This window comes from Legionella moravica DSM 19234 (genome assembly GCF_000423305.1).
Classification (GTDB): Bacteria; Pseudomonadota; Gammaproteobacteria; order Legionellales; family Legionellaceae; genus Legionella; species Legionella moravica.
The window spans coordinates 1-26,290 of record NZ_KE384001.1 but is presented as its reverse complement, the minus strand read 5'-3'; the positions used below and the strand labels follow the sequence as shown (position 1 = coordinate 26,290).

The following is a 26,290-nucleotide window of genomic DNA, read 5'->3' as shown; positions in this document are numbered from 1 at the left end:
TTCTTTAATTACTTTACTATTAGTCTAGACCAACTAGCTGTAAAATATTCATTTTTTCTCTTGATACACAAGACATACCTTCTGTAATCGCTTCTTCAGCTCGATGAAAATCATGTAAAGCAATACCAGACAAATGCGGAATTAGAGTTAAATCAGCAGGATCACCGGCAGCCCTGGCGCGAGTGATTCGATCTTGCATTATTTTAATACTTTTGGTTAACACATCATAATAACCCGGGCCTTCATTGTATCCCAAAATCCGTTTTAACAACTGTTCCAAGCGAAGACTAAGAATTGAGAACATTCCGGACTGATCAGTTACGCTAGGATCCGGGCGTAACAATTCGTGATTAAGATTTACCGCAATGACCAGATCTGCTCCCATTGCACGACATAAAGAGATAGGGACAGGATTTACCAAGCCACCATCGACCAACCAACGATGTTCGTGACGTAATGGAGTAAATAAACCGGGTAACGATATTGAAGAGCGAATCGCAGGCATCAATGAACCCTTATTCAACCAAACTTCACGACCCGTATTAAGATCTGTTGCTACTGCGCTAAATGGAATTTTAAGTTCCTCTATAGTGCCATCCAGACCAAATTCTTTAAAAAAATTCATTAACTTACTTCCCGAAATCAACCCGCCCCCAATTACATTCAAATCAATCAGTTTACTCATTTTTCTTCTGTCAAGTTGCAAAACCCAGCGCTCAAATGCATCGAGTGTGCCACGTGCATAAAGCGCTCCGATTAGCGAGCCGATGGAACAACCGGCAACACAATCAATACGAACACCCAGTTGGACTAATGCCTTGATCACACCAATATGCGCCCAGCCTCTAGCGGATCCGCTCCCCAGTGCCAAGCCAACTTTAAGTCGTTGAGTCATTAAAAAGTCACTTTTTCAATAGATACCTTAATATAATAGTATAAAAATAATACATCAAAAAATGCTCGAATTTTGAATAAATGCGCCTTTATCAACGATGGAAAGCCGTATCATGTCTTGAAAAAATGAACAATCTGGTCAACACTTAGGATAGTTTAATGGTATTAATGATGTTTGAAATAAACACTTTAAACGACTGATTTGGTGATGCTTTTATGGTGAAAATTGGCGGAATCAAAGGCTCCGTGAGATTTACGGTAACGCTGTAAATTACGCCTTTTGAAACATCAGTTTCTCTACAAGAAAACCATGATTAGTGCACTTGATCTCGAGGTGTTCAATGAATGATATTAGACAAGTCCAACTTAACCCAGCCTGCCGTTTTATATGTTTAAAATGTGGTAACGAGGATTCATTAAGCCTAAACTTTCAGTGTAAAGCGTGCAATGGACTTATAGCCTGCGACTATCCAAATACAGAATTCTCCATCGACATGCGTTATTCAGGGATCTGGCGGTTTCATTCAATATTACCCATTCTATTTCATTCGTTTTATGATTGTGCAGAAACGCCTTTGATTCCTTTAATCGATGACGAGAGCATCTTGTATGGCAAAAACGAAGGAGTATTGCCCAGTATCAGCACAAAATACAGACAATGCGTCATCTCTGTGCCCAGTTTAATTGCTCTTGGTTGCAAAGAAGTGACTTTGGTTTCCTCAGGCAACACAGGATCTAGCTACATGTATTGGGCGAATAAAGTTAAGGGTGCCTTGCGCATTCATGTGTTTGCATCAACACTGCATGCACAAAGGCTCTATTTCACGAATCCCTATGCAACAGTTCATGTAGCGGAAAATAACCTCTCAGCAGCAGATGAAGCCTGCATGGCATTTTCTAAAAAAGAACATATTTTTTATGAGGGGGGCTTCTTTAATCCCTTTAGGCGTGAGGGATTAAAGACCTCATACCTTGAAAGTTTATTACGAATGAATTGGGATGTGGATGTATTTATTCAAGCGGTTTCCAGTGGCATGGGCGTTATTGGCTTTCACAGCCTAGTGAAACTACTGCATCGACAAGGATTAATTAAGAAAATTCCCAAAATGGTCTGTGTGCAACAGGATACCTGTCAACCGATGTGTCTCTCTTATAATGAGGGTTCGGAAGAGATCATTGAGTCTTATATCCCAAAAGATCCAGTGGGCTTGGCCAAGGCAATTTTACGCAGTAATCCTAAAAAATCTTATCCTTATGTCAAACAGGTGGTGGAAGAGACCAAAGGCTGTTTTTGTATGGTGACCCAGGATGAGATAGATCAGAGTTTTAAATTTCTCGCTAATAAATACGTCAATGCATGCCATACTTCGGCCGCCACCGTGGCTGCATTTAAGAAATTAAAAAATAAAGGATGGATTCAACCTGGAGATAGGTGTGTAGCGATCTTGACTGGGGGATTGTATCATGGTCAGGATCTCTAATGACGAGTACTATGAAGGCGTGTCTTACGCCCATTTCGGCGAGTTTTTGCAAGGATGGTTGCCAACCAATACCCCTTTTTTAGTGTCTTGCCCGATTACGGTGCATTGCACCTGTCGTATTTACAAAGACCTCTTTGAAGAAAATCAAAACCTGGAAGCCAAAAAAGCACGCTTTTTAGAGTTGTTCCATTCTCTGGCGCATGCCACGATCAAAAATAAAATTACTTTTGAAAGCGTGATACCTCGTGGGGTCGGATTAGGAAGTTCTACTTGTGACCTGGTTGCTCTGTTTAATGCCTTAAATCTGATGGCAGGAGAGCAGTATTCCAATACACTGTGTGGACAAATCCTATCAAAAATTGAGCCATCTGACAGTACTTTGTATCCAGGATTACTGGTGTTTAACCATTACACCGCCGAGCCAATTTATTTTATTAAAAACACAATTTCTGACATGATGATTGTGGGGGTTTTTGATGACAAAACAGTCGACACAATTCAATACAATAAGACAATTCATTATTCAAAAGCTGAAAAAGAACACTATGCAAATTTGTTAAAAGATTTTGTCTATTCCTGCGAACATGGTGATGAGCAATTATTTGGGACCGTCACAACAACAAGTTTCCTTATGAATCAAAAACGCAATCCCAATCGGTATGTTAAACAATTAAAACAGCTTGTGGATGATAAAATCGTCTTTGGGTTAATTGGTTCTCATAGTGGATCTTGTGCTGGAGTCTATATTTCACTTCATGACCATGAACTTCAAAACAAAGTGGACTACATTAAAAATTACTTGATAAAACAAGGGTTGAAACCCTTGATGTTTCGAACCCATTTTGGGATGAACACTTAGAAAGTAGCCGAAACTTGAACGAACTGTTTGTTCACCCGATAAATTAGTACAAGGGAGTAACTCATGCACGATATCATTATCATTGGTGGTGGCATTGCCGGGCTTTCCTTAGCCTATCGATGCATGGGGTCCAATAAGGTACTTCTGATTGAGCAAAATGACTTTTTTAGCGGCACAACCTCGCAGTCACTTGCAGGGTTTTCTTTATCTTATTCTTCAGAGCTCTTTACACCCTATCTGCATGAGTGCCTTCAATTCTACACCAATTTAAATCCAGACATCATCAAACCACGCGGCCGTTTGATTAGTTCGCTGCTGCCCGTAGATGAGAGGGACTACAAGGACTTCATTCCCCTATCCTCCCCCAATGCCCTATCAGACTATGGCTTTGATTTCAAAACAGTTGAAGCAATAAAAAGCTTAATTGATTTTCATCCATTCCAATCGTTCTATTATGAAAAAAATTATTTCGACCTGGAAATAGAATGCATAAAAAAAGAACTGTTAACTGCCCTTCAGAGGTGTAAAAATACTTTCTTACACCCTTTTGAACGCGTCGTACACATAAAGACTCAGAACAAAGTTTGGCAAATAGAAACCACATCAACAACCTATAACACCCCGATAGTGATCAATGCATCAGGGCCATGGACTAATCAATTATTTAACACACCCCACATTCATCTACAACGTGAAGATTGCGCGTTAATTGGTTTTGATGGGTTAGAGGATGATGCTCAATTTATCCCTGCCATCACGGATGATTCGATGAGTTTTTTCATAAAACCCAGTGTGCATCACCCTAATGAATTTATAGTGGCTTCCAACACTACCAAAACCTCATTAACCACTCTGCGCACACCTGCATTTCCCGATAGACAGGCTGTAGCAAAGCTGCTGGATAGACTCAAGCAAGTCACATTTCCTACTCCAAAATTAAAAACAACCTGGGTGGGCATAAAAACCATCAGTGAAGACACACTGCCCTTGATTGGTTTTGATGGCAATAAAGAGGGATTATTCTGGTTCACAGGTTTTGCTGGATACGGCAATAAACTTGCTCCATTATTTTCTCAACTTGCGTTTGATCTAATCATGCAAACAGATTCAGCGAAGAAGGATATTGTCAATAAATTATCTCCAAATAGATATTTCCCTTCTCATAAATGACGACAAAATGAGAACAGAGCCAAGCCACAATAATCCAAAATGCAGCACCAATTCTCATATCAACCCAATTCCCACAGAAATCCAAGGCATCGCAATGACTCTCATTCCATCCGAATTCCCGCGGCATTGACCACCGGATCTATGAGTTGTAGCCTATTTGCTCGCAAAACAGGCATTGACAGAGGGATCCAGTAGTTATCGAAGCAAGTAACCTGTCAACAAACCTGATTTATAAACAATGCCTAGGCAGCATTTTCAATTTTAAAAACAGAATACTATACTCAATTTAAGCGTTCACTCCCAAGACTCACAGAGCCAGTTCTGATTAAGAGTAGGCTTATGGAAATTTCACTAAGTTGTATTGAACTCATAGAACAATATTGTCTCAAATATGGCGATAAACCCGCGCTTGGTTATCGCAAAACAGAAATCACCAACCAAAATCAAAATCAAACAATACATTATTTACCTGAATTTGAAACACTTACTTTTAGACAAGTCTGGGATCGGATATCTTATATCGCAAAGGGATTCAATTATTCGAATCGTGTAAGTCCCAATGATTTTGTGGGTATTTGCGCATTCGGTAGTCCAGAATATATTTTAGCTGAATTTTCGTGCCTCTATCTCGGTGCTGTTTCTGTTCCATTGCAATTCAATATCAAAGAGCCAGAACTAATAAAAATTGTAACCGACACCAAGATGCGATGTTTGATTACAGGTTTACAGCAATTAAAGTTGGCTTGTAATGCAGTACCTCATTGCCCCTCCATACAAAGTATTATTGTGCTTGACTGTCATGAAGAGGATAAAGATCACTCCATTCAGATTCGGACACTTCGAGCCGATTTTGCAAATCAAAATATACAATGTGAGCTGCTGACATTAGCTGATCTGGAGCGAGGGGGACAACATACCGTTATCGTGAAACCATTTATTCCCCAAAACAACGCAAACCATCTGGCAACACTGGTCTACACTTCAGGCAGTACCGGTTTACCCAAGGGAGCCATGATTACAGAGCAATCATGGAGGGAGTTATGGACAAAGACCGGATTTTATAAACACACTCCTGATATTCCATTAATCGTATTTAATTTTATGCCGCTAAGTCACATGTTTGGGCGCATGATTGTTATCAACTCGTTGATGCAGGGTGGAACTACTTACTTTGCTTCAAAATCAGATATGTCTACTTTTTTTGAAGAAATACGCCTTGTAAGACCTACAGTGTTATACCTAGTCCCACGAGTTTCTGAATTGATTTATCAAAATATTCAAATTGCTGTAAATAATCGTTTGCAAGCCAGTAACCCTTCCCCAAGGACAGAGATAGAGAACGAAATCCTGTCTGAAATGAAAAACACCATATTGGGTGATCGGCTTTCTATTGCGATTACCGCATCAGCGCCAACGCCACCTGAAATAATGTATTTTTTAAAACGTCTTTTTGATGTACCGGTGATTGATGTCTATGGCTCCACCGAACTCGGTATTATCTTAATAAATAACCAAACGTCACCACAAAATGTAATAGCTTATAAATTGGTAAGTCGTCCAGAACTTGATTTTTTCACCACTGACAAACCCTATCCACGCGGTGAATTATACATGAAAACCCATCGCGCTGTGATTGGCTACTATCAAAATCCGGACGCAACCGCTGATTTATTTGATGCCGAGGGCTATTTAAAAACTGGTGATGTCGTTGAAGAGCGCGCCCCTAATAACCTGTTTTTGATTGACAGGATAAATAATATTATTAAATTAGGAAACGGCGAGTTTGTCAGTTTGTTACGTTTAGAACAAATTTTTTTAGGTGGCAGCAGATTAATTAAACAACTATTTCTCTACGGCAGCAGTCTACGTTCCTATCTGTTAGCTGTTTTAGTTCCCGATATCAGTCTTTTAAAAGAGAAGCTCATCGAACTGGGTTTACCTGAAAATCCAGTTCAAATGAAAAAAATCCTTCTCCAGGAAATTCATGCGATTGCCAAATTAGAACAAATACGATCTTATGAAGTTCCATTAGATTTTATTATGGAACTGGAACCCTTTTCTCAAGAAAATCAATTGATTACTGAAAGTAATAAATTAGCAAGAAACAATTTAAAAAAGAAATATGGGCATTCTTTGGAAGAACTCTATGAACACATTGAAAAAAACCAACTTGCAGATCTAATCAACCTAGGAAATTCTGATTCAAGTATAGAGAATCTGGTGTGTGTTGTTCTTGGGTCACAAAACATTGAGTGGGGTAATTCCAGTTTTATTGATTTAGGTGGTGACTCGTTAGATGCAGTGCGATTGATGAATACAATTAAAGACATCTATTCTGTCTCTGTACCCGTTAGTCTGATTTTAAATCCTGCATACAGCATAAAAAATTTAATCAATAATGTGAATGAGAAACGTCATGGCAAAACGGAGCGTTGCAGAACTCATGCTATTATCTTTTCAGACATACACCCAATTAACGCATCCAAATCCGAAAAAATGAAACTGTTTGCCAGTGATTTACACTTGTCGGCATTTTTTAGTTCTCATGAAATGGAACAGGCTAAAAAATTACCTAAAAGAGACAAAAGCCTCCCTGTTTCCAATGTATTACTGACAGGTGCCAATGGTTATCTGGGACGGTTTTTAGCACTTGCATTATTAGAAAAACTCTCTCTTAATCAGGGGAAATTAATTTGTTTCGTCAGAGCTCACAATAACACTCATGCCCGTAAACGAATGTTTGAGAGTTTTCAACACAGCGAATTTGCGCTAAGAGAGCGTTTTATTCAGCTGGCTCAAAATCACCTTGTTGTCTATGCAGCAGATTTAACCGCCCCTAACTTTGGTTTAAGCGATGATGTTTATGATACATTGGCAACAGAAGTTGATTTGGTTTTACACAATGGAGCACTGGTAAATCATGCTTTATCCTATGAGCAATTATTTGAACCTAACGTCTTGGGAACAGTAGAGGTGATCCGTTTTGCGCTTCAAAATAAATTAAAACCAATCCATTTTGTGTCCAGTGTGGCGGTGACCAAGGGCTTGTACCACCGTTCTATCATTTTGGAAACTGAGGACATTCGCAAACAATGGCCAATGCGTTATAACAAAACAGGTTATGCGGAAGGTTATGCAACCAGCAAATGGGCCGGTGAAGTACTGTTAAAAAATTTCAGTGAAGCGTTTGATCTTCCTGTACATGTATTTCGATGTGGAATGATTCTGGCACACAGTACCTATTTAGGCGAAATCAATGCAGATGATTTTTTTACTCGATTAATGGCTGGAATAATCAATACAGGAATTGCGCCAAAAACATTTTACGAAGTGACACATGAGACGGACTTCAAACCATGTTTTGATGGCTTGCCAGTGGACTTTATAGCCGACACGATTGCAGATGATGCATTAGTTTTTGGAACTGATTACGCGACTTACTGTGTTATAAATCCAACAGGAAATAGATCGATTAATTTAGATGTCATCATCAATTGGGTTATAGAGTTCGGCTATAAAATAGATCAATTGGAATTCTATGAAGAATGGTACCGCGAGTTTCTAACTCGCTTGAAACAGTTATCAGGAATACAAAAACGCCATTCACCCTTGCCGATCATCCACAAATGGGAACATCCCGCAGAGATTGGACATGAAAGCAAATTGGACAACTCACAATTTTATAAGATGATAAAAAAACACGTTGATTCGAATGTACCCATTATCAATCAAGCATTTATATATAAATGTTTAATCGATATGGCTATGTTAAAAATTATCGGCTTGCCTCAAGCAATTCAATCGTGACAGGACAAGTCAAATTCAATAAATATCAAGCGTTGTGCTCAGCCTGATTTTTGCTATTGGTACCATTGAAGTGCATTCACAAAAGGAACTGATAGCATTTAAATTCTTCATAACCGCTATCAACAAACTCACAGCAAAATTCATATTTCTTTAATCTTCAGATGACAAACTTAATCCACACCGATGCAACCGACAATGAATTACTTTAGGAGTTAGCTATGAAACACGATACATCGATTGTTGTTAAAAATGAGAAAGAAGCGAGTAAGGGCAGTGCAGCGACCAGTAATCCGGCCGAGCCATCAAATACAAGACGTTATTCGCTTACGGATGCATCGTGGGAGATGCTCAGTACGGAGCAATTTAAGTCACAATTACTTGAGCTAAGTCTCAATAAAAATAATCCTTATAAAGATGCGCTCCAATCAGCAACAAAAGGATACGATAAACCATTTTGTGACTATCCAGACAGCACCCTAAGTTTGCTTCAAGACTATCTGACACTATTGACTGCAGAGCACCGTGTTGTACCGGAAGGAAAATTGGGCACTGTGATTTCACCAAATGGCCTTGGCAGAGAGTTTTATGGCGTTCTGTTTAATCAAAATAGAAATCTGTTAGCAGTATGCCCAGGAGGAAAAGGCAGTGCTGCAATCCTCTTATTTGAAAAGATGCCTAATGGGGTCATAGGTCTAATCAATTTATCTGTTGGGCGCTATTCAGTGGATGCAGATCACATACTCCCTTTTTTATTTTCATCCTTTTATTGTGCAACAATCGTCCTCCACCACCGACCTCAGAACCCAAAAGAAATTGAATTTATTAATCATTTGAAGGGTATAAAAAAATTGGTGTCATCAGCTATTGATGGAACTCTTGCACCAGAAGGCAGCCTGCTTGAACAAGTAAAGGATCACATCCATGTGCATGATCTTGAATTCACAACAACTCAATACCCCACCCTTGTAAAGCCAAATTTATTTGATTATCTAAACAGTAATCCTATTTACAGCCACAATATTTTAGACAGACTAATCAGCAATGGGGCCGATCTGGAAGAAATAAGCAGCGAAGGCCAAACTCCTCTTCAAGTAGCGATATATTATTTACTGAACAAACAGTTGGTAGACTTACTCATTAAAAAAGGTGCCAAGCCAATTTCGATTGAGGAAATAGTGTATGCAATCGAAAAAAGGATGTCTCTTGAACATATCGCATTACTATTGCATGGAAATCGCCACTCCACGGAAGCAGTTAACATCGCATTAACTACTGCTATTAAACTCAAACAGAAAGAAATTGCCTTATTTCTTATTAAGGAATATCGCTGGAAACTTACCTCACCAGAGCAAATAATACTCCTGGCAGCAAAAACAGCGAAAAACGATGATAACTTCATCATTTTGGATAAATTGATAACGTACGCCAGCAATGTGCCATGGCATGATGCATCAACCCTAGAAGCAATGGATAATGTATTAAAAAATAATAACCCACAATCCTATCATCTATTAAACCATGCCAAATTAAAAGTGCTGTATGAACAAGCGATAAAAGAACACGATAATGATGCTGCGATACAATACATCAGCCCCATAACGGATATTGAAATTCTAAATAATTTATTGTGGCGTGCATTATGGAATAATAACTCAGTCAGCGATGAATGTTTTCAAGTATTACTCCAAAAAGGAGTTCAACCGGATTTAAGTACAATTAATCTATTTTTCGATAAACCACAACCAATAGTTCCATTTTCATTACAGAAAGAAGATACAACACCATATAAAATATCGATTAATGAACAACAACTTGATCGTTATATAAAAGCTGGACTTGATATTAATCAATTTGATGAACGCAAGGGCTACGTCAGAAACACCTTTTTAATGAAAGCAGTTCTCGCGAATGATTACGATGCAGTACAACTGCTTCTTTCTAAAAATGCATCCGTTAATCTGCAAATGTCTGATGGTGCCACGGCTCTCATGATTGCTGTTCAACACAGCGATAAATATGACAACCGCATAATCATCAATGCCTTGCTCAAAGCAGGGGCTGATCTGAATTTGCAAAGGAACGATGGAGTAATAGCAAGTCAACTGCTACCGACTTCAAATGATCCTGAACTTCATGGGCGACTGACTGGGATATCCCACCTGCTCCAGAATTATCATTCCAATACTAAAAACCCAGATGAAATCAAGAGTCTGCAATCAGCGGATCAAGAGCAAAAAAACAACCATAACATCGCAATAAATATGAAGCGGCTTGAAGATAAAATAAACAACCTTGCTCTGCGCCTTCAACAAGCAAAAGCAGCACATCACACCAGGGAAATTGAATCACTCAATGAGGCATACCAAACCGCCACAACACTTCACACCCGTCTAAACGCGGCAACTGAGAGTTATTTAATTCATCATAATTTTGCTGCATATAAAAATGAAACGAAAGAGCTGATCAATACAGCTCATAAGACCCTGGACAAGCACAGAGGGTGGTCTGAGTTTTTAGTTAATCTGAGCCTGGCCCTTTTGGGTGGTGTTGGCCTGATGGTTAAAGGCATCGTTAATTTAGCGTCTAATCGAAGCTTCTTTTTTGTACATCAAACCGCTTCGTCAAAAATCCTGGATCAGCTTGAAGAAGAGATTAATAGACTCGAGGAAGGGGTTACTATACGGTCACGTTAAATCAAAGCACGAACAATTCTGCGCCTGGAACATAGAGCTGTCTTAATATTTCCTTAATTAAAAACAGCAACAATTGCCTTGCAAAATTACAGTTGGGCTAAAAAATTATCTTCCGGGCTGTTCGAATTATTCGATTCATATTTTTTTATCCTGGAGATACTACTTGATATTCAATATTTGAACTAAGGATCAGTATGACTCAAAGTAAACATGATGAATCAGCCCATAAAGAGCTATTAAAAAGAGGTTATTATACCCTTAGTAGAGCAAGAGAGGATGCATTACATATTAACAAGGTGCACAGCTATGTCAAGGGTAGTGGTTTTGGCACTGCAGTGATGCGTGAGACCATTAAAGAAGCTTTGGAACAGAACAAAACTGTGACATTAGATGCTTCTTGGTCTTCTCATATATTCCATCTTTATATGGGAATGATACCAATTGACCGTAAAGTACGTACTTGGCTACAACCTATGGTCTTTTAAGTCAAGACTGTATCGAAGATCTCCGAAAATATCATACGGTTGAAGACATAAATAATTCAGGTGATCTTAAAGATTTATTGAAGATTCTGAGAACAGAAAAACGATTACCTAAAAGCACTGTACTTACAGCACAAGATGTGATTGATAATAAAGAATTCCTTTTAGAACTAACCAATAAAACAGTCTCTTATATCACATTCAATTTTATTCCCATATTGTTAGATATTTTTAAATCGGACATAGCTAATAAATTTCCTGATACATCAAGTCTGACTGCAGTCCTGATGGAATTATCCGAAGAAGGAAAAGAACGCTGGCAAGAAGCCATTACCGAACACATTGAATTTACACCCTTTAAAGAATTCGAACAATTGATCCCTTTTATGACCCCACCCCAAAAAGAGCTATGGGATTCTATATTAAAACGACGTCCGATTGCTCTGGCCATAGCAGCGATTGATGTCAACTTTGAAAATAAACAGACTAAAGAGGAAGTTGAAGCCCATAAGACACAATTATTAGCAGAAATTGATGGAATGAACACGAATAGTGGCTTAATACAAAAAACCATCAAAAAGAAGAAGAACATAATGGAGCAAAGCGCACACGACAGGATAAAGGAAATTGAGAGTGCTGAAGCGATGGTTCAAGAACTCGCTATTGAAACACAATCCCAACACCAGATGCAAAGTCCACAAACTCAAGAACTGGCTCAACAACATCTGAATGAAGAACCAAACAACGACAATGAAATAACCGAGCAACAGGACACACCTCTTGGAATGGCATCGGAAGAAGCTTTAGAAGAAACTCCTGAACCCCCAATATTAGAAGATGCTAAAACAAAACTAATAAATATCGTTTCAATCCTAATCAAAAATATCAGTGAGGGAGCTGGAGGGCGTTATACTTCAAGTACACAACATAAAAAAGTAACTGATTTAAAATCCATTCTGAATAGACTCACCAACAGTGATGAGTCTGGTACAATTCAAGACGATTGGGTCAAGGAGATAATGGATGTGTGCAAAATAAAACGCAACTCCTTACATTTCTGGGCGGTACCGCATAGTGTTGTTGAATTTAAGGGATTACTAAAAGACAATAACATCATGTTGCCTTCTGAACATCAATCGAACTCATTTAAATAAATTTTTAACCTCAAAAAATACTGTCCAGATTCCGCGGTCACAGCCGCGGATATCCGAATCCGTTAATTGGTGCCACCAACTGTTAATGCATCAATTTTAAGTGTAGGTTGTCCCACGCCAACAGGCACTGATTGTCCATCCTTGCCACAAACGCCAATTCCACGATCGAGTGCCAAATCATTGCCTATCATGCTGATTTTTTTCATCACATCCGGACCATTTCCAATCAGTGTCGCACCTTTCACAGGTTGAGTAATTTTACCCTCTTCAATTAGATAGGCTTCACTTGCAGAAAATACAAATTGACCAGAAGTAATATCCACTTGTCCACCGCCAAAATTAACCGCATACAAACCATAGTGAACGGAGCGAATAATTTCCTCCGGATCATGATGTCCAGCCAGCATGTAGGTATTTGTCATTCTGGGCATAGGAATATGAGCATAGGATTCGCGGCGGCAATTACCTGTTGATTGCATTCCCATCAATTTGGCATTTAATTTATCCTGCATGTAATTCACCAGGATTCCATTTTCAATCAAAGTGGTGCATTGAGACGGTGTTCCTTCATCATCTATCGTCAATGAGCCACGTCGGTCAGCCAGAGTGCCGTCATCGACTACAGTCACTCCAGGTGCAGCAACTTGCTGACCTAAACGACCTGAAAAAGCAGAAAGACCCTTACGATTAAAATCACCTTCCAATCCATGCCCTACTGCTTCATGCAATAGCACACCTGGCCATCCCGGACCTAATACAACAGGCATGGTTCCTGCGGGAGCCGGTTTTGCTTCCAGATTTACCAGGGCTTCACGAACGGCTTCCCTGGCATAACTTAATGCATTTTCTTTTTCGGTAAAATACGAATAGGCGACTCTCCCCCCACCCCCGGTTCGTGCTGACTCACGCCTGCCTTGTTTGTCCTCAACAATAACACTGACATTGACGCTGACCAGCGGTCTGACATCAGCGATCATCTGACCGTTCATGCCAGCTACCATAACGACTTCATAACAACCACTTAACGAAGCATTCACCTGAATCACTCTGGGATCAATGCTTCGAGCCTCCTTATCAATGGCTTCCAATAAAGCAATTTTTTCCTGTTTGCTCATTCCTTCGATAGGGTTGAGGCCTTGGTATCGACTCACTGGCGCACTACTGACATGAACAGGTTGAACAGCTTTTGAACCTGTCAATGCGATCGAGCGTGCAGCATCTGCGGCGCGCAGCATGGAAGGTAACAGTATATCATCGCAATAAGCAAAACCTGTTTTTTCGCCACTAACTGCCCTTATTCCAACACCTTTATCCAAAGAATAACTGCCGCTTTTAACCTCCGAATCTTCCAGATACCAGGATTCATAGCTGCAGCTTTGAAAATACAAATCAGCGTCATCAATATGACGATTCATCATTGTTTTAAATAGCTTTTCGATACCTGACTCATCCAGAGCAGCAGGGGCCAGTAACAATTTTTTCGCTATCGCAAGAGCTTGTGTCATTTCTATACCTATCTATTAATTATTCAGGATAACGCTAAAACATGATGATCCACACAGGGAAAATGCCGTCTTAATTGTTCTAACCGTTGCAAATCGATATCGGCTGTAATCATGCCAGCACCAACCTGTTTTTGCGACAAAATTTTACCCCAAGGTTCTATCACCATGCTATGTCCATAGGTTTGGCGACCATTTTCATGCTGCCCCCCCTGGTTAGGAGCCAAGACGTAGCATAAATTTTCTATAGCTCTGGCTCTGAGCAAAACTTCCCAATGAGCGAGACCGGTTACTGCGGTAAAAGCGGATGGAACCGTAAAAATTTGTGCTCCCTTGAGCAGCAATTGTTGATATAGTTCCGGAAAACGCAAATCATAGCACACAGTCAGCCCAATGGTTCCAACAGGAGTATCCAGCACGACCACACTATGGCCACGTTCTATTGTAGACGATTCCTGATGAGCTTCCTGTTCAGAAACACGCACATCAAATAAATGTATTTTATCATAGCGTGCAACATGCTTCCCTTGATCATCAAAAACAATAGAACTTGCTCTGACTTTTGTGCCACTTCCTTTAACAGGAATAGTGCCAGCAACAACCCATAAACCTGTTTTTTTAGCTAGTTGACTTATTTTATCCTGTATTGGCCCTTCACCATAGGATTCTGCAATCGCCAGTTTATCGGTTTCTTTAAGCCCCATGAATGCAAAATTTTCTGGTAATACTATCAATTCGGCGCCTTCGCTCCGTGCCTGCAACATAAACTGTTCAACGTGCCGCAAATTCTCATCCACCCTGGATGAAGAAACCATTTGTACCAGAGCAACCCGATTCATAGTATTCCCCGAATTATATTTTTTATTAATTTCATCTTACTATATCTTGAGTATACAGCACTATAGATCCTATGGGGCACCAGGGATTAAAAAAACAAAATTGACAGGATACTGGTTTCAACTTAATAATAACGTGTCAGCTTCTATCTAAATATGAAGTTTATCCTGAAATTTTCAAGTAAAGCCCTTGAAAACAGGAAACTTGGCCATAGGTATGCTAGACTAAATATAAATAACTGGAGTTCTAAAGATGAACCGAAACGATGTTACAATCCTTACTCAGCGTAGTGAATCTGTACTTGCTACCAATAAAGTATTGCGTAATACCTACCTTTTACTTAGCTTGACATTTATATTCAGTGCCTTCACTGCCTATATGTCCTACGCAAGTGGTGCTGGTCCCATGAACCCACTGCTTATGATAGTTGGTGTCTATGGTTTAATGTTCTTAACTCAAGCCTTGAGAAACAGCGTCTGGGGTCTCGTCAGCGTTTTTGCCTTTACCGGCTTCCTGGGATACACCCTCGGCCCACTGCTGAATTACTACATGACTGGATTTTCTAATGGCCCACAACTTATAGCCACAGCTTTAGGTGGTACTGGCATGATCTTCTTTGCTCTGTCAGGCTATGCATTAACAACCAGAAAGGACTTCAGCTTCCTGGGAGGATTTCTTTTTGTAGGTGTTATGGTTGCATTACTGGCAATGGTGGCTGGAATATTCATCCAGATACCAGCCCTTCAGTTAGCAATCTCAGCTGCTTTTGTTTTAATTTCATCTGGATTGATACTTTTGCAAACCAGCGCAATTATTCATAGTGGCGAAACAAACTACATATCCGCAACTGTTGGCCTTTTCGTATCAATATACAACCTGTTCGTCAGCCTGCTTAACTTGCTAAGCGCATTTTCAGGCCGTGACTGATAAAGTCTCCTCTACCTGAGTCCCGGTTTTATGCCGGGATTTTTTTTACTTAATAATCCGGTTCTGTTGACCATCGCCTTGTTTCATTATCAGCAAATACCTGCCTGATGCAGCTTCCTTTATCATGTAGGGACAGCAGCGCAATTGTCACAATATCCCGATAATCCATAAACCAAGAGCCTATGCACAGAGATATCCACAGAAAATGTGGATAACCATTCAATAATGAATCAGGTAAGGAATTAACTATACTCTAAAGACTGCTGGTTCTTTTTCAAATACAGAGAAATACAATACAAACACAATGCTCCTGATAGTGACCACCCCGCCAATTGCTTAAATACCTGATAAAAATCATTATTAGTAATCAGTGGATTAGTGGCTTCTGTCCTCACCATGGCATTTGAGAAATACTGAGAAATTGAGGCAGCTACTCCTGAAACCATCATCCAGGTTCCCATGAGTATGCCCTGATACTGAGGAGGAGCTAAACGTCCAACCAAGGCATAACCTGCTGGAGCAATAAGTAATTCAGCCAAACCCTGCAGAATAATATAACCGAACACCCAAAATAAATGACTATGTCCCAAAGGATTAGCATAAATAATACCACAAGACAGAAAACAGAAGGATCCTGCAAGAAAAATAAATGCGAATACAAATTGCATGGGCACTGACATAGTGTATCCTTTTGCATTTAATTGGTTAAGCATCATAGCCATTAGGGGTGCACCTATGATGATGACTATCGGATTCATATTTCGAATCCATTGCGTTGCCAATTCAACACCCAGCATGTTTTTATCTACATTATTCTTAATAAATAGAGTTACTCCCATAGGACCAGTCAGATAAATCATCCAAAAAAGCAAAGTACTCACCGCCAGAATGAGATAAATCATTATATTGCGCTTATCAATAGATGATGTTTGTTTATTCTTAATCATAAGAACCATACCGAACATCAGAACACTCAAAGTTGCGATTATTCCATTACTCAAGTTTGTTGAATGAAAGCACAAAAACATTGCCGGTACCAAAATTGAAACGGAGAAGAGTCCTGCGATTTTCTTTTGTCGGCGAGATTGGGATGTGGGCATCTGCATCAAAGGTGTATTTTTATCGCCAAGAGCAGACCAGAATTTTGTTATTAAATAAAGTGTAACTCCGTTTGTCATAATGCAGACGTAAAATATACCCTGATACTGATTGGAGTAATCAAAAAATCCACTAGCAAAATATCCAGCACAAAATCCTAAATTCATAGCCGAATAATTAATAAAAAAAGCTGTTTCCCTGCGATCATCACTTTGCTCAAACCGCTGGGTTAACATACTATTCAAACTGGTAGTATTTAATCCACAACCAACCAAAAACAAACTTAACCCCAAATAGAGCATTGACGATTGAGCCAAAGCAAGAACAATTATTCCCATGCTTTGGATTATGATAGTAATAAAAAATAAGCATCGATTGCTTAGCAGCCGACCTCCAATCAAGCCTCCAGTTAATTGCAAAATATAATTAAACGCGATAAATAAACCTACAATGCTGTTAGTTAGTACGTTAGACAGACCGAGTTGTTTCGTACTATAAAGGGCAAGTGATGAGTACAAGACGGCAAATGAGAATGTGGAAAATCCTTGAATGAAATAAAGAGGAATGACTCCTCTCGGCATTTTGGGTATCAGTTTAGACATTCTCACCCCTGGATCCTTTAATCGTTAACTCTAACATTACAAAGACTCCAAATTAAACTCATTTTTCGAGTGGTATGATTAAAAGTAAATAAACCACTTGATGCCTGCCCCCTAATTAACCTTGAATAGCCAGTTCACTGCGTATTTCCTCAAGTTCTACGACGTTGGTTTCATTTTTGCTCACTGGAAAGAAACGATGATACATCGTAGAAGCCTGATTAACGAGTCGTTCCGCATTCACTAATGAATAATAGCATCCAACAAAAGTGGTCAACGCCAACCCAAAAGTTAAGAGTATAGGATAGGAATCTTTATTATCACTGGCGTTTTCCAAAAAGCCTGAAACGGCTAACAAAATCATGCCAATCATGCTGGTTATTTTAACTCCCAGAAATGTTCTGTTCCTTTTATATGCCTCCTCCAGTTGTTCCTGCATCCATTGATCTTTGATTTTGTGCTTCGTTTCTACTGAATCTAAATTATGAGTGAGATCGATAATAGAAAGCGGATTTTCAGGATCGGTGAGCAATTGATTTTTTAACACATTGCTTATTACATTGGCGACAAATGGATTTCCATTAATATGAGCCTTACAGCGTGTTCGTATCTTTTTTATTAATTCCTTGGTATCAAAACCATGGGCCACAGCGTATTGATAAGCCTTAAGTTGTTCTTCCAGCCAGGTTGGAAAACAGGACTCTCTATAAATCTTGTGAAAATCTAGGGATGCACACACCACATCAGCGACCATTCCCAAAGCAAATGCGGTTCCAGCGAGCGCTATACCTCCCTCTAAATTCAGGGCTGAATTTAGAGGTGGGTTGTAAGAAAAAACAAATAATTCAATGCCTTCGAATACATTAATAATTCCTTTTACAACATTATATCTATAACGATAATCTGTTGTATCAGCAAACAAACTGGTAGCAAACATAAAATTAAAAATTGCATCCAGATAGTTCCATCCAACAATGATTTTAGTAATCGTTGCTGGAGACAGTTGTGTATTGCTCGCGCTGTTTTTTAAATTGGTTAAATCCGTTATGGTTGTTCCGACAATATAATCAAGCTCGGGACCATGTTCACCAAAATAAAGAAAAATCCTGTTCTTAAAGATCTTTGAAAGCATTGTAATCCCTCACAAAAAGTGCCTACAGATCATCTACCGGTGAGGGCTGTGCTAATACTCAGTTGTTCTCACACCAATTGAACGCCGTCGCCAGCGCCTCATATTATTCATAGAACAATCACGTCATTCATTAACATAAAGTCTCGCTTCCTGCATTAATTGGCGCATGTGCCGAACTGCTTCTTTTAATCCACAAAAGAGAGCTCGGGAAACAATGGCATGGCCTATGTTCAATTCAAGTAATTCTTTTATTGCAGCGATGGGTTTCACATTATGATAATGAAGTCCATGCCCCGCATTGACAATCAGGTTTAAACTGGACGCATATTCTGCTGCACGTTTGATTCGCTCCAGTTCATAACTTTGCTGTTCTGCATTTGTCGCATCAGCATAACAACCGGTATGTAATTCAATAACAGGTGCACCAATATCAGCAGCTGCTTTTATCTGATCCCTGTCCGGATCGATAAACAAGGAGACTTCACTTCCCATGCGCTCCAGACGTCGAACAGCATGCTCTACCGCTTTTTGATGAGTTAATACATCCAAACCACCCTCTGTAGTTAGCTCTTCACGTTTTTCTGGAACTAAACAGGTATGCTCTGGTGCAATTTCTTCCGCAAAATCCAGCATGGCATCTGTAACTGCCAATTCAAGATTCATCCGGGTTTGCAATACCTGTTTAATCAAACGAACATCACGTGCCTGAATGTGCCGCAAATCTTCACGCATATGCAGGGTAATGCCATCAGCGCCCGCCTCTTCGGCATCCATGGCAGCCTGAACAGGATCCGGATAGCGAGTTCCACGTGCCTGACGTAACGTGGCAATGTGATCGATATTAACGCCTAACAATAACTCTTTATTCATTTTTCACCACAAAATCTTAAAATGGAAAGTATAATAGACTTCCTGCCAAACTGCTATTGATGTACTTCATCTCCGAAATGCCCGAACGCACTCTCCCGAATGTCAATTAACTGCTGCTGTATAAAGCCCTGGCCTTAATTTCACGCCCGCCTAAAAGATGATCTATCGCCTGGCGCATAATGCGCTTTGCTGATTTGAGACAGGATGCCTCATCCAGGTTATCTTCTGCCAAAGCCAGAAGATGCTCACCTGGAATGCCTTTATCAGAGACCACAAATCCTTCCCCTGCAATAAACTGATAATTGTATTCGGTGCGAACCAGTCCCCCGGTTCGTGCCTCTTCAGTCCATGAAAAAGAATGACCACAGGAGTGAAGCAAAGCCCATTCAAAACGGCGTAAAATGGATTCGATCGTCAGCCGATTTTCGGTTGTAGCCAGCCCATTTAAGGTCACTAAATAAGCATCGAACAACTCGGTATCTGGATAGATCGGACGCAAGGCGTGATACAGTAATTCATTGATGTATAATCCGGAAAAAAGGGAATGACCTTCAAGAGGTAACATGGGAGAGATACTTTCCATGGTTCGGGTATAATACCGATCATGACGCTCATCAACACTAACCCATAAAGGAGTGAATGGCTGCAACAACGATTGTTTTTTAGGGGTTCTACCCCCTTTACACAGACAGTTAACCAACCCTAATTCACGGGAAAAAAAAGTGACTCTGGCACTGGTATCCCCAGACCATTGTTTATGAATAACCCATGCCTGTAGTGATTTAGCTGTCATAACCCAGTTGTTTTAGCATACGCTCATCATCAGCCCAACCAGACTTCACTTTACACCAGCATTGTAAAAATACTTTTTTCCCAAGCATTTTTTCCATATCCAAACGAGCGCTGGTCGCCATTTCCTTTAATTTTTGGCCTTTATCGCCAATCACCATACGTTTGTGATTGTCCTTTTCAACCCATATTAACGCATGAATACGAACCAGATTGCCTTCATCCTTATAAGACTCAATTTCTACAGAAACCGAGTACGGTATCTCCTGTCCACAGAAACGGAATATTTTTTCCCGTAGCAATTCTGCGCATAAGAACTTAATGGATCGATCTGTAAATTGATCATCAGGAAATAAATGCGGGCCTTCTGGTAAAAATGGAATTAAACGATTCTCCAATTCCTCAACCTGTACTCCTGTTTTAGCCGATAGAGGGATGATTGCAGCAAAGTCATGACGTTGACTCATGTGCTCAATCCAGGGCAACAGCTGATCTTTTTCGCTAATTTTATCTACTTTATTAATAACCAGAATACAAGTAACATTTGCCTGCTTTATCAAACCCAGCACATACTCATCTTCTTCTTCCCAATGCGTGCCATCGACCAGGAACGCAATGACATCAACATCGCGTAAAACACTGATGGCTGTTTTATTCATCAGGCGATTCATCGCCTTTTTATTGCCCTGATGTATTCCAGGCGTATCGACATAGACAAATTGATACTCTCCCTCGGAACGAATTCCCAAAATGCTATGGCGTGTTGTTTGTGGCTTTTTGGAGGTAATACTTAATTTTTGTTGCAAAATACGATTCAGCAAGGTTGATTTGCCTACATTAGGTCTTCCGACCAAAGCGATATATCCGCAATAACTAACCATTCAAATAGATTCCTGTTTATTTTTAAGTCATTTTAGCAGTCAGGCTGTAAAACATCCAGCTTTTCACGTCAGAGATCCAAGTATATAAGGTGGGAATAAAAATTGTATCGTTTCTACTTGCTATTTTCCCTAAAAACCCATTAATCTGCATACTATATGTGCAAAATACGGATTTTATGCCTGAGTTCCTGACTACGGATGGTCATACACAAGTAATTGTTCCATTACGTATAAAACCCTACAAACATAAAGAAATGCCAACCTTAACTGGCAATGCGTTCAGTCATGAAGCGGGTACAGTTCTTTATGGAAATTACACTATGGAGTATCTGCTTCAAGGTGGCGACAGACTCCGACTCATAGCCAATCATAATAAAAAAACAGTGCAATTAATGCTGTTTACTCATAATTCGGACCTGATAAAACTACTTCCCGGTAACCGCCCTTCATCTCTGGTTGCCGATGTCATCAGTACTGTTCATCGTTACCGAGTTCGTTCTGAAAGCTATAAGCAACCGCTCAGTCCAGAACAACAGCGCAAAATGGAGTTGGCTAACGCGTGCATTAATTCTTTGAATGCTCTGCTCAAAGAGGAGCGCCATATAAAATCAGACGATTTTGCTGGACACGAGCGATTAAGAAGAAACGTTCTGGCCATTATAGAGACATGCAGGGATGGCAACCGAAGAATTGCCAATAATCCAGTACTTTCTGAAGGCGCTTTAGGCAATGTTCTGTATGACGCCCACAAAGCAGCACAACATTATCAGTTCAACCGAGCTTTTTCAGTCTCCCGCCAGGATCAAATGGATTTTTCTAAAATCCACAAAACACTGGACCCAAGACAGAAACCTCTGTGCTTTATTTGGGATAGCGAACTGCACATTGGGCACGATGCGCGCGATCTTGATGATGCTTTGAGAGTCATTTGCACTCATTATGATTTAATATCCGCACCTCATCTTAATGAAGTTCCCGCGAACCGATTTTCAAAATTTGAAACCTTTATTAGATCCTTATGGAATGACGGTCAGGATTGGCTAAATTATTTATCCATAAACGAAAAACCAACCCACAAAACTAAAATAAAACAAAGATCTGATGGCGTTTCAATAACTAAAATTAAACCCTATTATGTCCTTAAAGGGCTGCCCCAGAAAGGGTATCCGAGTTTAAATGAATTAGTATTCAATTTAACAAACAGCGCCATTGAACCCATTCATGCACAATCCATCAAACAAGCAAAAAAAGATCTTGGAGCACTGTCCGATGGAAATTGGGCCATTATCGTCGCAAATAACCAAATCATCATGCGCTTGGACAACAAACTGGTAGCACTTAATTATTTCATACAAGACGCACAGTTCTACCCTCTTCCAGAAGGTCAGGATCTCTATACTCTGAGTCAGGTGAGCAAACGTCATCTCTATTTACCTGAACGTATCAGCCTGAGAATCAACGCTTTTATCTCTCGTATTCCAACATTTTTTCAAAATTTTTATGAGCGGATGAGCCATTTCATTATTCATGACTTACATAAAGATTTTATGGGTCATGTCCATGCAACTCATACTAAAAAGCCCGAACCCATAATCGAACAAAATAAATCTGGACCGACAAATCCAAAACGCCGTTCACTTCATGATGCCCTGAAAAAAAAAGGGTTATTAGCTAATGGTCAAACTCTGGAAGAATTTATTAAAGAACACATTACCAATTCTCCCTATGTGATAGCTCGAGCCAATCATCCACCCAGCCCGCATCCTTATGACAATCCTCTACATCGATTTTTAGGAGTATTGCGGCATCTGGGTACTTTTTTCATTGATACCAGTGAGCGTAATCCCATGGTAGGCACTCTGGCGATGGCTGCTTATTTATACGGTGCAGGCGCCATATTGGCGCCCAAAGCTCTGGAGTCAGTCTTAAACAAGCTCTACTTGAGCGGCCTCATATCAGGAATTGAACCGACACAGAAACTGGCACGCTTGATGAACCATGGCACCATTTCAGAAGCGATTTCTGCTTCAGTCACTTTATGGCAAGGAATGATTGCTGTTGGTAATCTGGATAAATTTTTTGTTGAAGCAGTTTCAATATTAAAAGAAGACCCAGCTGAAATCGCCATCATTGCAGCCTTGGCACTTAGCCTGGGTTATGGCCTCACTAAAGCAATCCCGGCATTACAACAGGAAATGGGCGATTTTCCTTATAGCAATTATGCCGCTCTGGGTGGTAAGGGTGGAGCTGCACTGTATGATACGATTATGCATCCCGGGGATGATTGGTTATTGGGTACGTGTAAATGGATTTGCAAGACGTGCATTACTGTTGCAAAAATAGGCTTGGCACCCTTTGTAGAATGGTATTTTTATGGCTATCATGATGGATTTATTAATGGACTCAAAAAAAGCGGCACGCAAATAATCAAAACAGGGAAACAATTCATTGCCGCTGCGTTTGATTTTTGCCTTGCAATTCTTACAGTACCTCTAATTGAAGGATCTGCCTTGTTCATTCATGTTCCCTTTAGAGGAATAACGAACATTCTACGCAAATTTCTGGCAATACTCGGAAATATTGGTGTTATAGGACAACTACTAATTGAAATTGCAGAAAGACCCTCCCTGAACAATTTTATCGCTGAATTTCAATTTTCAACGCTTTATGGATTTAGTTCCCCAATACAGCATTGTTCCGATTCTCCTTTCCTCAACATAGTCATCAATACAGTACGAGTACTTTCTATTCCTCCACTTCAGCTCATCAAGAATGCACTGATTTTGCCATTAATAGATGCATTATCATTGGGATTACGCATCTCTTTAACCATTATCAATCCAGTTAGTCGAATAGTCTTCTATTTAACAGGCACTGGGCTGAACGAAATTGGACCCTATTGGGATAACTCAATGGGCATGCTCTTTAGAATCAGCGCGTCGGTAATGACTGGTCTGTGCGATTGGCTGGATAACGCAGCCGGAGAAACAAAGCAGTATGTTCTATCCCAGGTTGAAATAAGTCGCAGTGAACTATACCGTTGGGCTTTCCGTGAAGAGGATGTGCGTTTACATACCATTTTGGATGATCAACATTATTACTACAGTGAACCAAGGCGCTCAGAATTAGTTCCTCATTCTAAAAGTCACTGTTTAATGCGTAATCTGCTCGGCAATGAGGCACAAATTACTCCAATTGAAACGCCCAATCCTCAAGACCATTACGCCCAATTATTCACTCAACAAGAATCCAGAAATCCACTCGATGCTCAATTGCACTCTGTATTACATAACCATCAAGAACATTCATTTGCAAAATCAGAGAGTTATACCTAAGATTAGGAGGCACCATGAAATCAGATGAACATTGCCCTATCCATAGGTTCCACTACCAAGGAAAAAATGGTTGCAATTACTTTAACAATAAGCATATCCCTTGAAAAAATTGATGCTTATTTGATCATATTTGTGTATAATTAATTTAACTGGGCGTAAACAGGATCATATATATGGCTAATGACAATCAAACAAACTCATTTGAAATTGGTAAAAAAACCGCAGAACCAATTAACTCAACTGGTTTAAATGTTAATCCAAGAAGTGAATCCAGCACGCTATCAGAAACCCAACTCAGCTCAATACCTCAATCTTTAGATGCTTGGGTTGACTCTATTTTTGCAGAAGATGCACAAGCCGAAAGCAAAAGAACGGGTGACAAATCACAAGAAGATTACAGACCGACAATCAATCTGAGTCGCTTTGGATTAAAAACTCCTGAAGACGTCAAGAAATTTCTTCATTCTCCTGCTGGAGAAGCGATTATCGGAGAAATTGGAGCGGAACTGGCGTTGGAAAAGGCTATTGAAGACGAACGTCGCTTGGAACAGCAAGAAAAAAGACTCTTAATGAGCAGATTGCAGGCTATGCTGTTTCTCTGGTATCTGGAGAAGAAAGCCCACGCTAAAGATAAAATTAAAGAGCTGGTCATACAGCAAAATGAACTGGCTATTGAACGAGCAAAAACTCCTGAACCTCAAACACACAGCAACGCCATATCTGAGTCAATTAAGAACGTAGAGATGACTTTGTCCAGTTATGCTTCAGCATTGAAGGCAATTGAAGCTAAAGAGCAAGCTCTTGACAAAAAGATGGAGCAATTAAAAACTGAAGAAGCGCATATTGAAGTTAAATATGAAATTTACGAGACCAATATTCTTCTCTTTGAACAATTCCTTGATGATAATCCCGATTTAACTCCTGAAGAAATTCAGGAACGTATTGACGCTCTTGCTGCTCAGATGGATGCCCATGCAGATGAAGTGAATGAATTACTCACGATAGGTAAGGACGATGAAGCACGTGCTTTGTTACATGTTCTAACGGGGCTAAACGCTCAGGCTGCAGGCTACCTCGACATGCTTGCCGTACATCGAAACGAAAAATACTTTGTTAATGCAGACGGAGAACCCGTTAGTTCAATAAAAGATGCTGAACTAACCTTAAACGCCAATCAAAAACTGATTAAAGATGCAGACGGTCAACTGTACCTTATTAAAGCAACTGATGATTGGGAACAAATCAAAGCTGATCCCAATGCGAAAGCCGAAGCCCTCAAAGGCTACCAGGCCTTAAAGCAAGATCCACAAGCAATGTCAGTTAAAAAAGTCATTCAGCATAATAAAGTACTTGAAAACGACCTGCACAGCAAACAAGTACAGGAAGTGAGTTCCCTAAAAGAAGAAAGCCAGGCTCAAAAGACTTTGATTAATAATGAAGTGTCTCAACTTACTGCCCTTCGCGGCCTGAGTGATCCCCTGATATTTTTTGAACAACTAGAATTTACCATTTTCTAGCCAACTCCTGCTCCATCAGGGTTGGCAAGTTTTCATAGTCAATATTGAGCTCTTGTAGCTTATCAAATTCAATCATCAACTGCCCCAGATAGAAATAAGAGAATACTTTTTTATCTCTGACGGTGTTTGCCTGAAAAACGCGTTGGTAATTTTGGCTATGGGCGATGACCCCGATAATCCAAAACATCAGTTGAACAATAGCAGCCAAAAGCATCTTAACTCCCCAACGATAAATGCTTTTTGTGTGCGCATAACGTGCTGAT

18 protein-coding genes and 1 pseudogene are annotated in these 26,290 nt (G+C 39.9%); 10 read left to right on the top strand and 9 right to left on the bottom strand.

Annotated elements, in window-relative coordinates:
* Positions 1 to 19: 19 nt before the first annotated feature.
* Entirely contained in the window at positions 20 to 895 is an 876-nt protein-coding gene (rssA, locus tag G543_RS0113015; RefSeq protein ID WP_028384911.1) for a patatin-like phospholipase RssA, read from the bottom strand.
* 340 nt (positions 896 to 1,235) lie between these two features.
* On the opposite strand from rssA, the gene G543_RS0113010 reads away from it, so the two are divergent.
* The 7 genes from G543_RS0113010 (at position 1,236) to G543_RS0112980 (ending at position 12,540) form a co-directional block, all read left to right on the top strand.
* Positions 1,236 to 2,375 (top strand): pyridoxal-phosphate dependent enzyme, encoded by a 1,140-nt coding sequence (locus G543_RS0113010; protein WP_028384910.1) that lies wholly within the window; start codon positions 1,236 to 1,238, stop codon positions 2,373 to 2,375.
* On the top strand, positions 2,359 to 3,234 hold the full coding sequence (locus G543_RS0113005; RefSeq protein ID WP_028384909.1) for a GHMP family kinase ATP-binding protein: 876 nt from the start codon (positions 2,359 to 2,361) through the stop codon (positions 3,232 to 3,234). The genes G543_RS0113010 and G543_RS0113005 overlap by 17 nt, the downstream gene beginning before the upstream one ends.
* 63 nt (positions 3,235 to 3,297) lie before the next feature.
* Positions 3,298 to 4,404: an NAD(P)/FAD-dependent oxidoreductase gene (locus G543_RS0113000; protein WP_028384908.1), complete on the top strand. Its 1,107-nt coding sequence runs from the start codon at positions 3,298 to 3,300 to the stop codon at positions 4,402 to 4,404.
* Between the two features lie 339 nt (positions 4,405 to 4,743).
* Positions 4,744 to 8,211: a thioester reductase domain-containing protein gene (locus G543_RS0112995; RefSeq protein ID WP_028384907.1), complete on the top strand. Its 3,468-nt coding sequence runs from the start codon at positions 4,744 to 4,746 to the stop codon at positions 8,209 to 8,211.
* A 218-nt stretch (positions 8,212 to 8,429) separates the two neighbouring features.
* The gene (locus G543_RS0112990) at positions 8,430 to 10,904 is read left to right on the top strand and encodes an ankyrin repeat domain-containing protein (RefSeq protein WP_028384906.1); all 2,475 of its coding nucleotides are present in this window, start codon (positions 8,430 to 8,432) and stop codon (positions 10,902 to 10,904) included.
* Between the two features lie 194 nt (positions 10,905 to 11,098).
* Positions 11,099 to 11,389 (top strand): hypothetical protein, encoded by a 291-nt coding sequence (locus G543_RS0112985; RefSeq protein ID WP_028384905.1) that lies wholly within the window; start codon positions 11,099 to 11,101, stop codon positions 11,387 to 11,389.
* Positions 11,365 to 12,540 carry a hypothetical protein gene (locus G543_RS0112980; RefSeq protein ID WP_028384904.1) on the top strand — a complete coding sequence of 392 codons (1,176 nt, stop codon included), beginning with the start codon at positions 11,365 to 11,367 and terminating at the stop codon, positions 12,538 to 12,540. The genes G543_RS0112985 and G543_RS0112980 overlap by 25 nt, the downstream gene beginning before the upstream one ends.
* 62 nt (positions 12,541 to 12,602) lie before the next feature.
* Here G543_RS0112980 and tldD read toward each other — a convergent pair whose 3' ends face one another.
* Positions 12,603 to 14,045 (bottom strand): metalloprotease TldD, encoded by a 1,443-nt coding sequence (tldD, locus tag G543_RS0112975; protein WP_028384903.1) that lies wholly within the window; start codon positions 14,043 to 14,045, stop codon positions 12,603 to 12,605.
* A gap of 23 nt (positions 14,046 to 14,068) precedes the next feature.
* The gene (locus G543_RS0112970; RefSeq protein WP_028384902.1) at positions 14,069 to 14,881 is read right to left on the bottom strand and encodes a carbon-nitrogen hydrolase family protein; all 813 of its coding nucleotides are present in this window, start codon (positions 14,879 to 14,881) and stop codon (positions 14,069 to 14,071) included.
* A gap of 250 nt (positions 14,882 to 15,131) precedes the next feature.
* On the opposite strand from G543_RS0112970, the gene G543_RS0112965 reads away from it, so the two are divergent.
* Entirely contained in the window at positions 15,132 to 15,806 is a 675-nt protein-coding gene (locus tag G543_RS0112965; protein ID WP_028384901.1) for a Bax inhibitor-1/YccA family protein, read from the top strand.
* 242 nt (positions 15,807 to 16,048) lie between these two features.
* On the opposite strand, the gene G543_RS0112960 is transcribed toward G543_RS0112965, so the two are convergent.
* The 5 genes from G543_RS0112960 to era form a co-directional block, all read right to left on the bottom strand.
* Positions 16,049 to 17,506 carry a peptide MFS transporter gene (locus tag G543_RS0112960; protein ID WP_028384900.1) on the bottom strand — a complete coding sequence of 486 codons (1,458 nt, stop codon included), beginning with the start codon at positions 17,504 to 17,506 and terminating at the stop codon, positions 16,049 to 16,051.
* A gap of 115 nt (positions 17,507 to 17,621) precedes the next feature.
* A complete protein-coding gene (locus tag G543_RS0112955; protein WP_028384899.1) occupies positions 17,622 to 18,635 on the bottom strand; it encodes a hypothetical protein in 1,014 nt (337 codons plus the stop codon).
* Positions 18,636 to 18,758: 123 nt separating this feature from the next.
* Positions 18,759 to 19,505 carry a pyridoxine 5'-phosphate synthase gene (gene pdxJ, locus G543_RS0112950; protein ID WP_028384898.1) on the bottom strand — a complete coding sequence of 249 codons (747 nt, stop codon included), beginning with the start codon at positions 19,503 to 19,505 and terminating at the stop codon, positions 18,759 to 18,761.
* Between the two features lie 106 nt (positions 19,506 to 19,611).
* The gene (gene recO / locus G543_RS0112945) at positions 19,612 to 20,298 is read right to left on the bottom strand and encodes a DNA repair protein RecO (protein ID WP_028384897.1); all 687 of its coding nucleotides are present in this window, start codon (positions 20,296 to 20,298) and stop codon (positions 19,612 to 19,614) included.
* Positions 20,288 to 21,175 carry a GTPase Era gene (era, locus tag G543_RS0112940; RefSeq protein WP_028384896.1) on the bottom strand — a complete coding sequence of 296 codons (888 nt, stop codon included), beginning with the start codon at positions 21,173 to 21,175 and terminating at the stop codon, positions 20,288 to 20,290. Before era ends, recO begins: the two co-directional genes overlap by 11 nt.
* A 176-nt stretch (positions 21,176 to 21,351) precedes the next feature.
* Here era and G543_RS17930 point away from each other — a divergent pair, with 176 nt between their 5' ends.
* Both G543_RS17930 and G543_RS0112925 read left to right on the top strand, forming a co-directional pair.
* On the top strand, positions 21,352 to 24,510 hold the full coding sequence (locus G543_RS17930; protein WP_065236049.1) for a hypothetical protein: 3,159 nt from the start codon (positions 21,352 to 21,354) through the stop codon (positions 24,508 to 24,510).
* 173 nt (positions 24,511 to 24,683) lie between these two features.
* Positions 24,684 to 26,027 (top strand): hypothetical protein, encoded by a 1,344-nt coding sequence (locus G543_RS0112925; protein ID WP_028384895.1) that lies wholly within the window; start codon positions 24,684 to 24,686, stop codon positions 26,025 to 26,027.
* Here G543_RS0112925 and G543_RS17925 read toward each other — a convergent pair.
* Positions 26,014 to 26,290: pseudogene (locus G543_RS17925) on the bottom strand (hypothetical protein); the annotation flags it as partial. The gene G543_RS0112925 and the pseudogene G543_RS17925 sit on opposite strands and share 14 nt — an antisense overlap.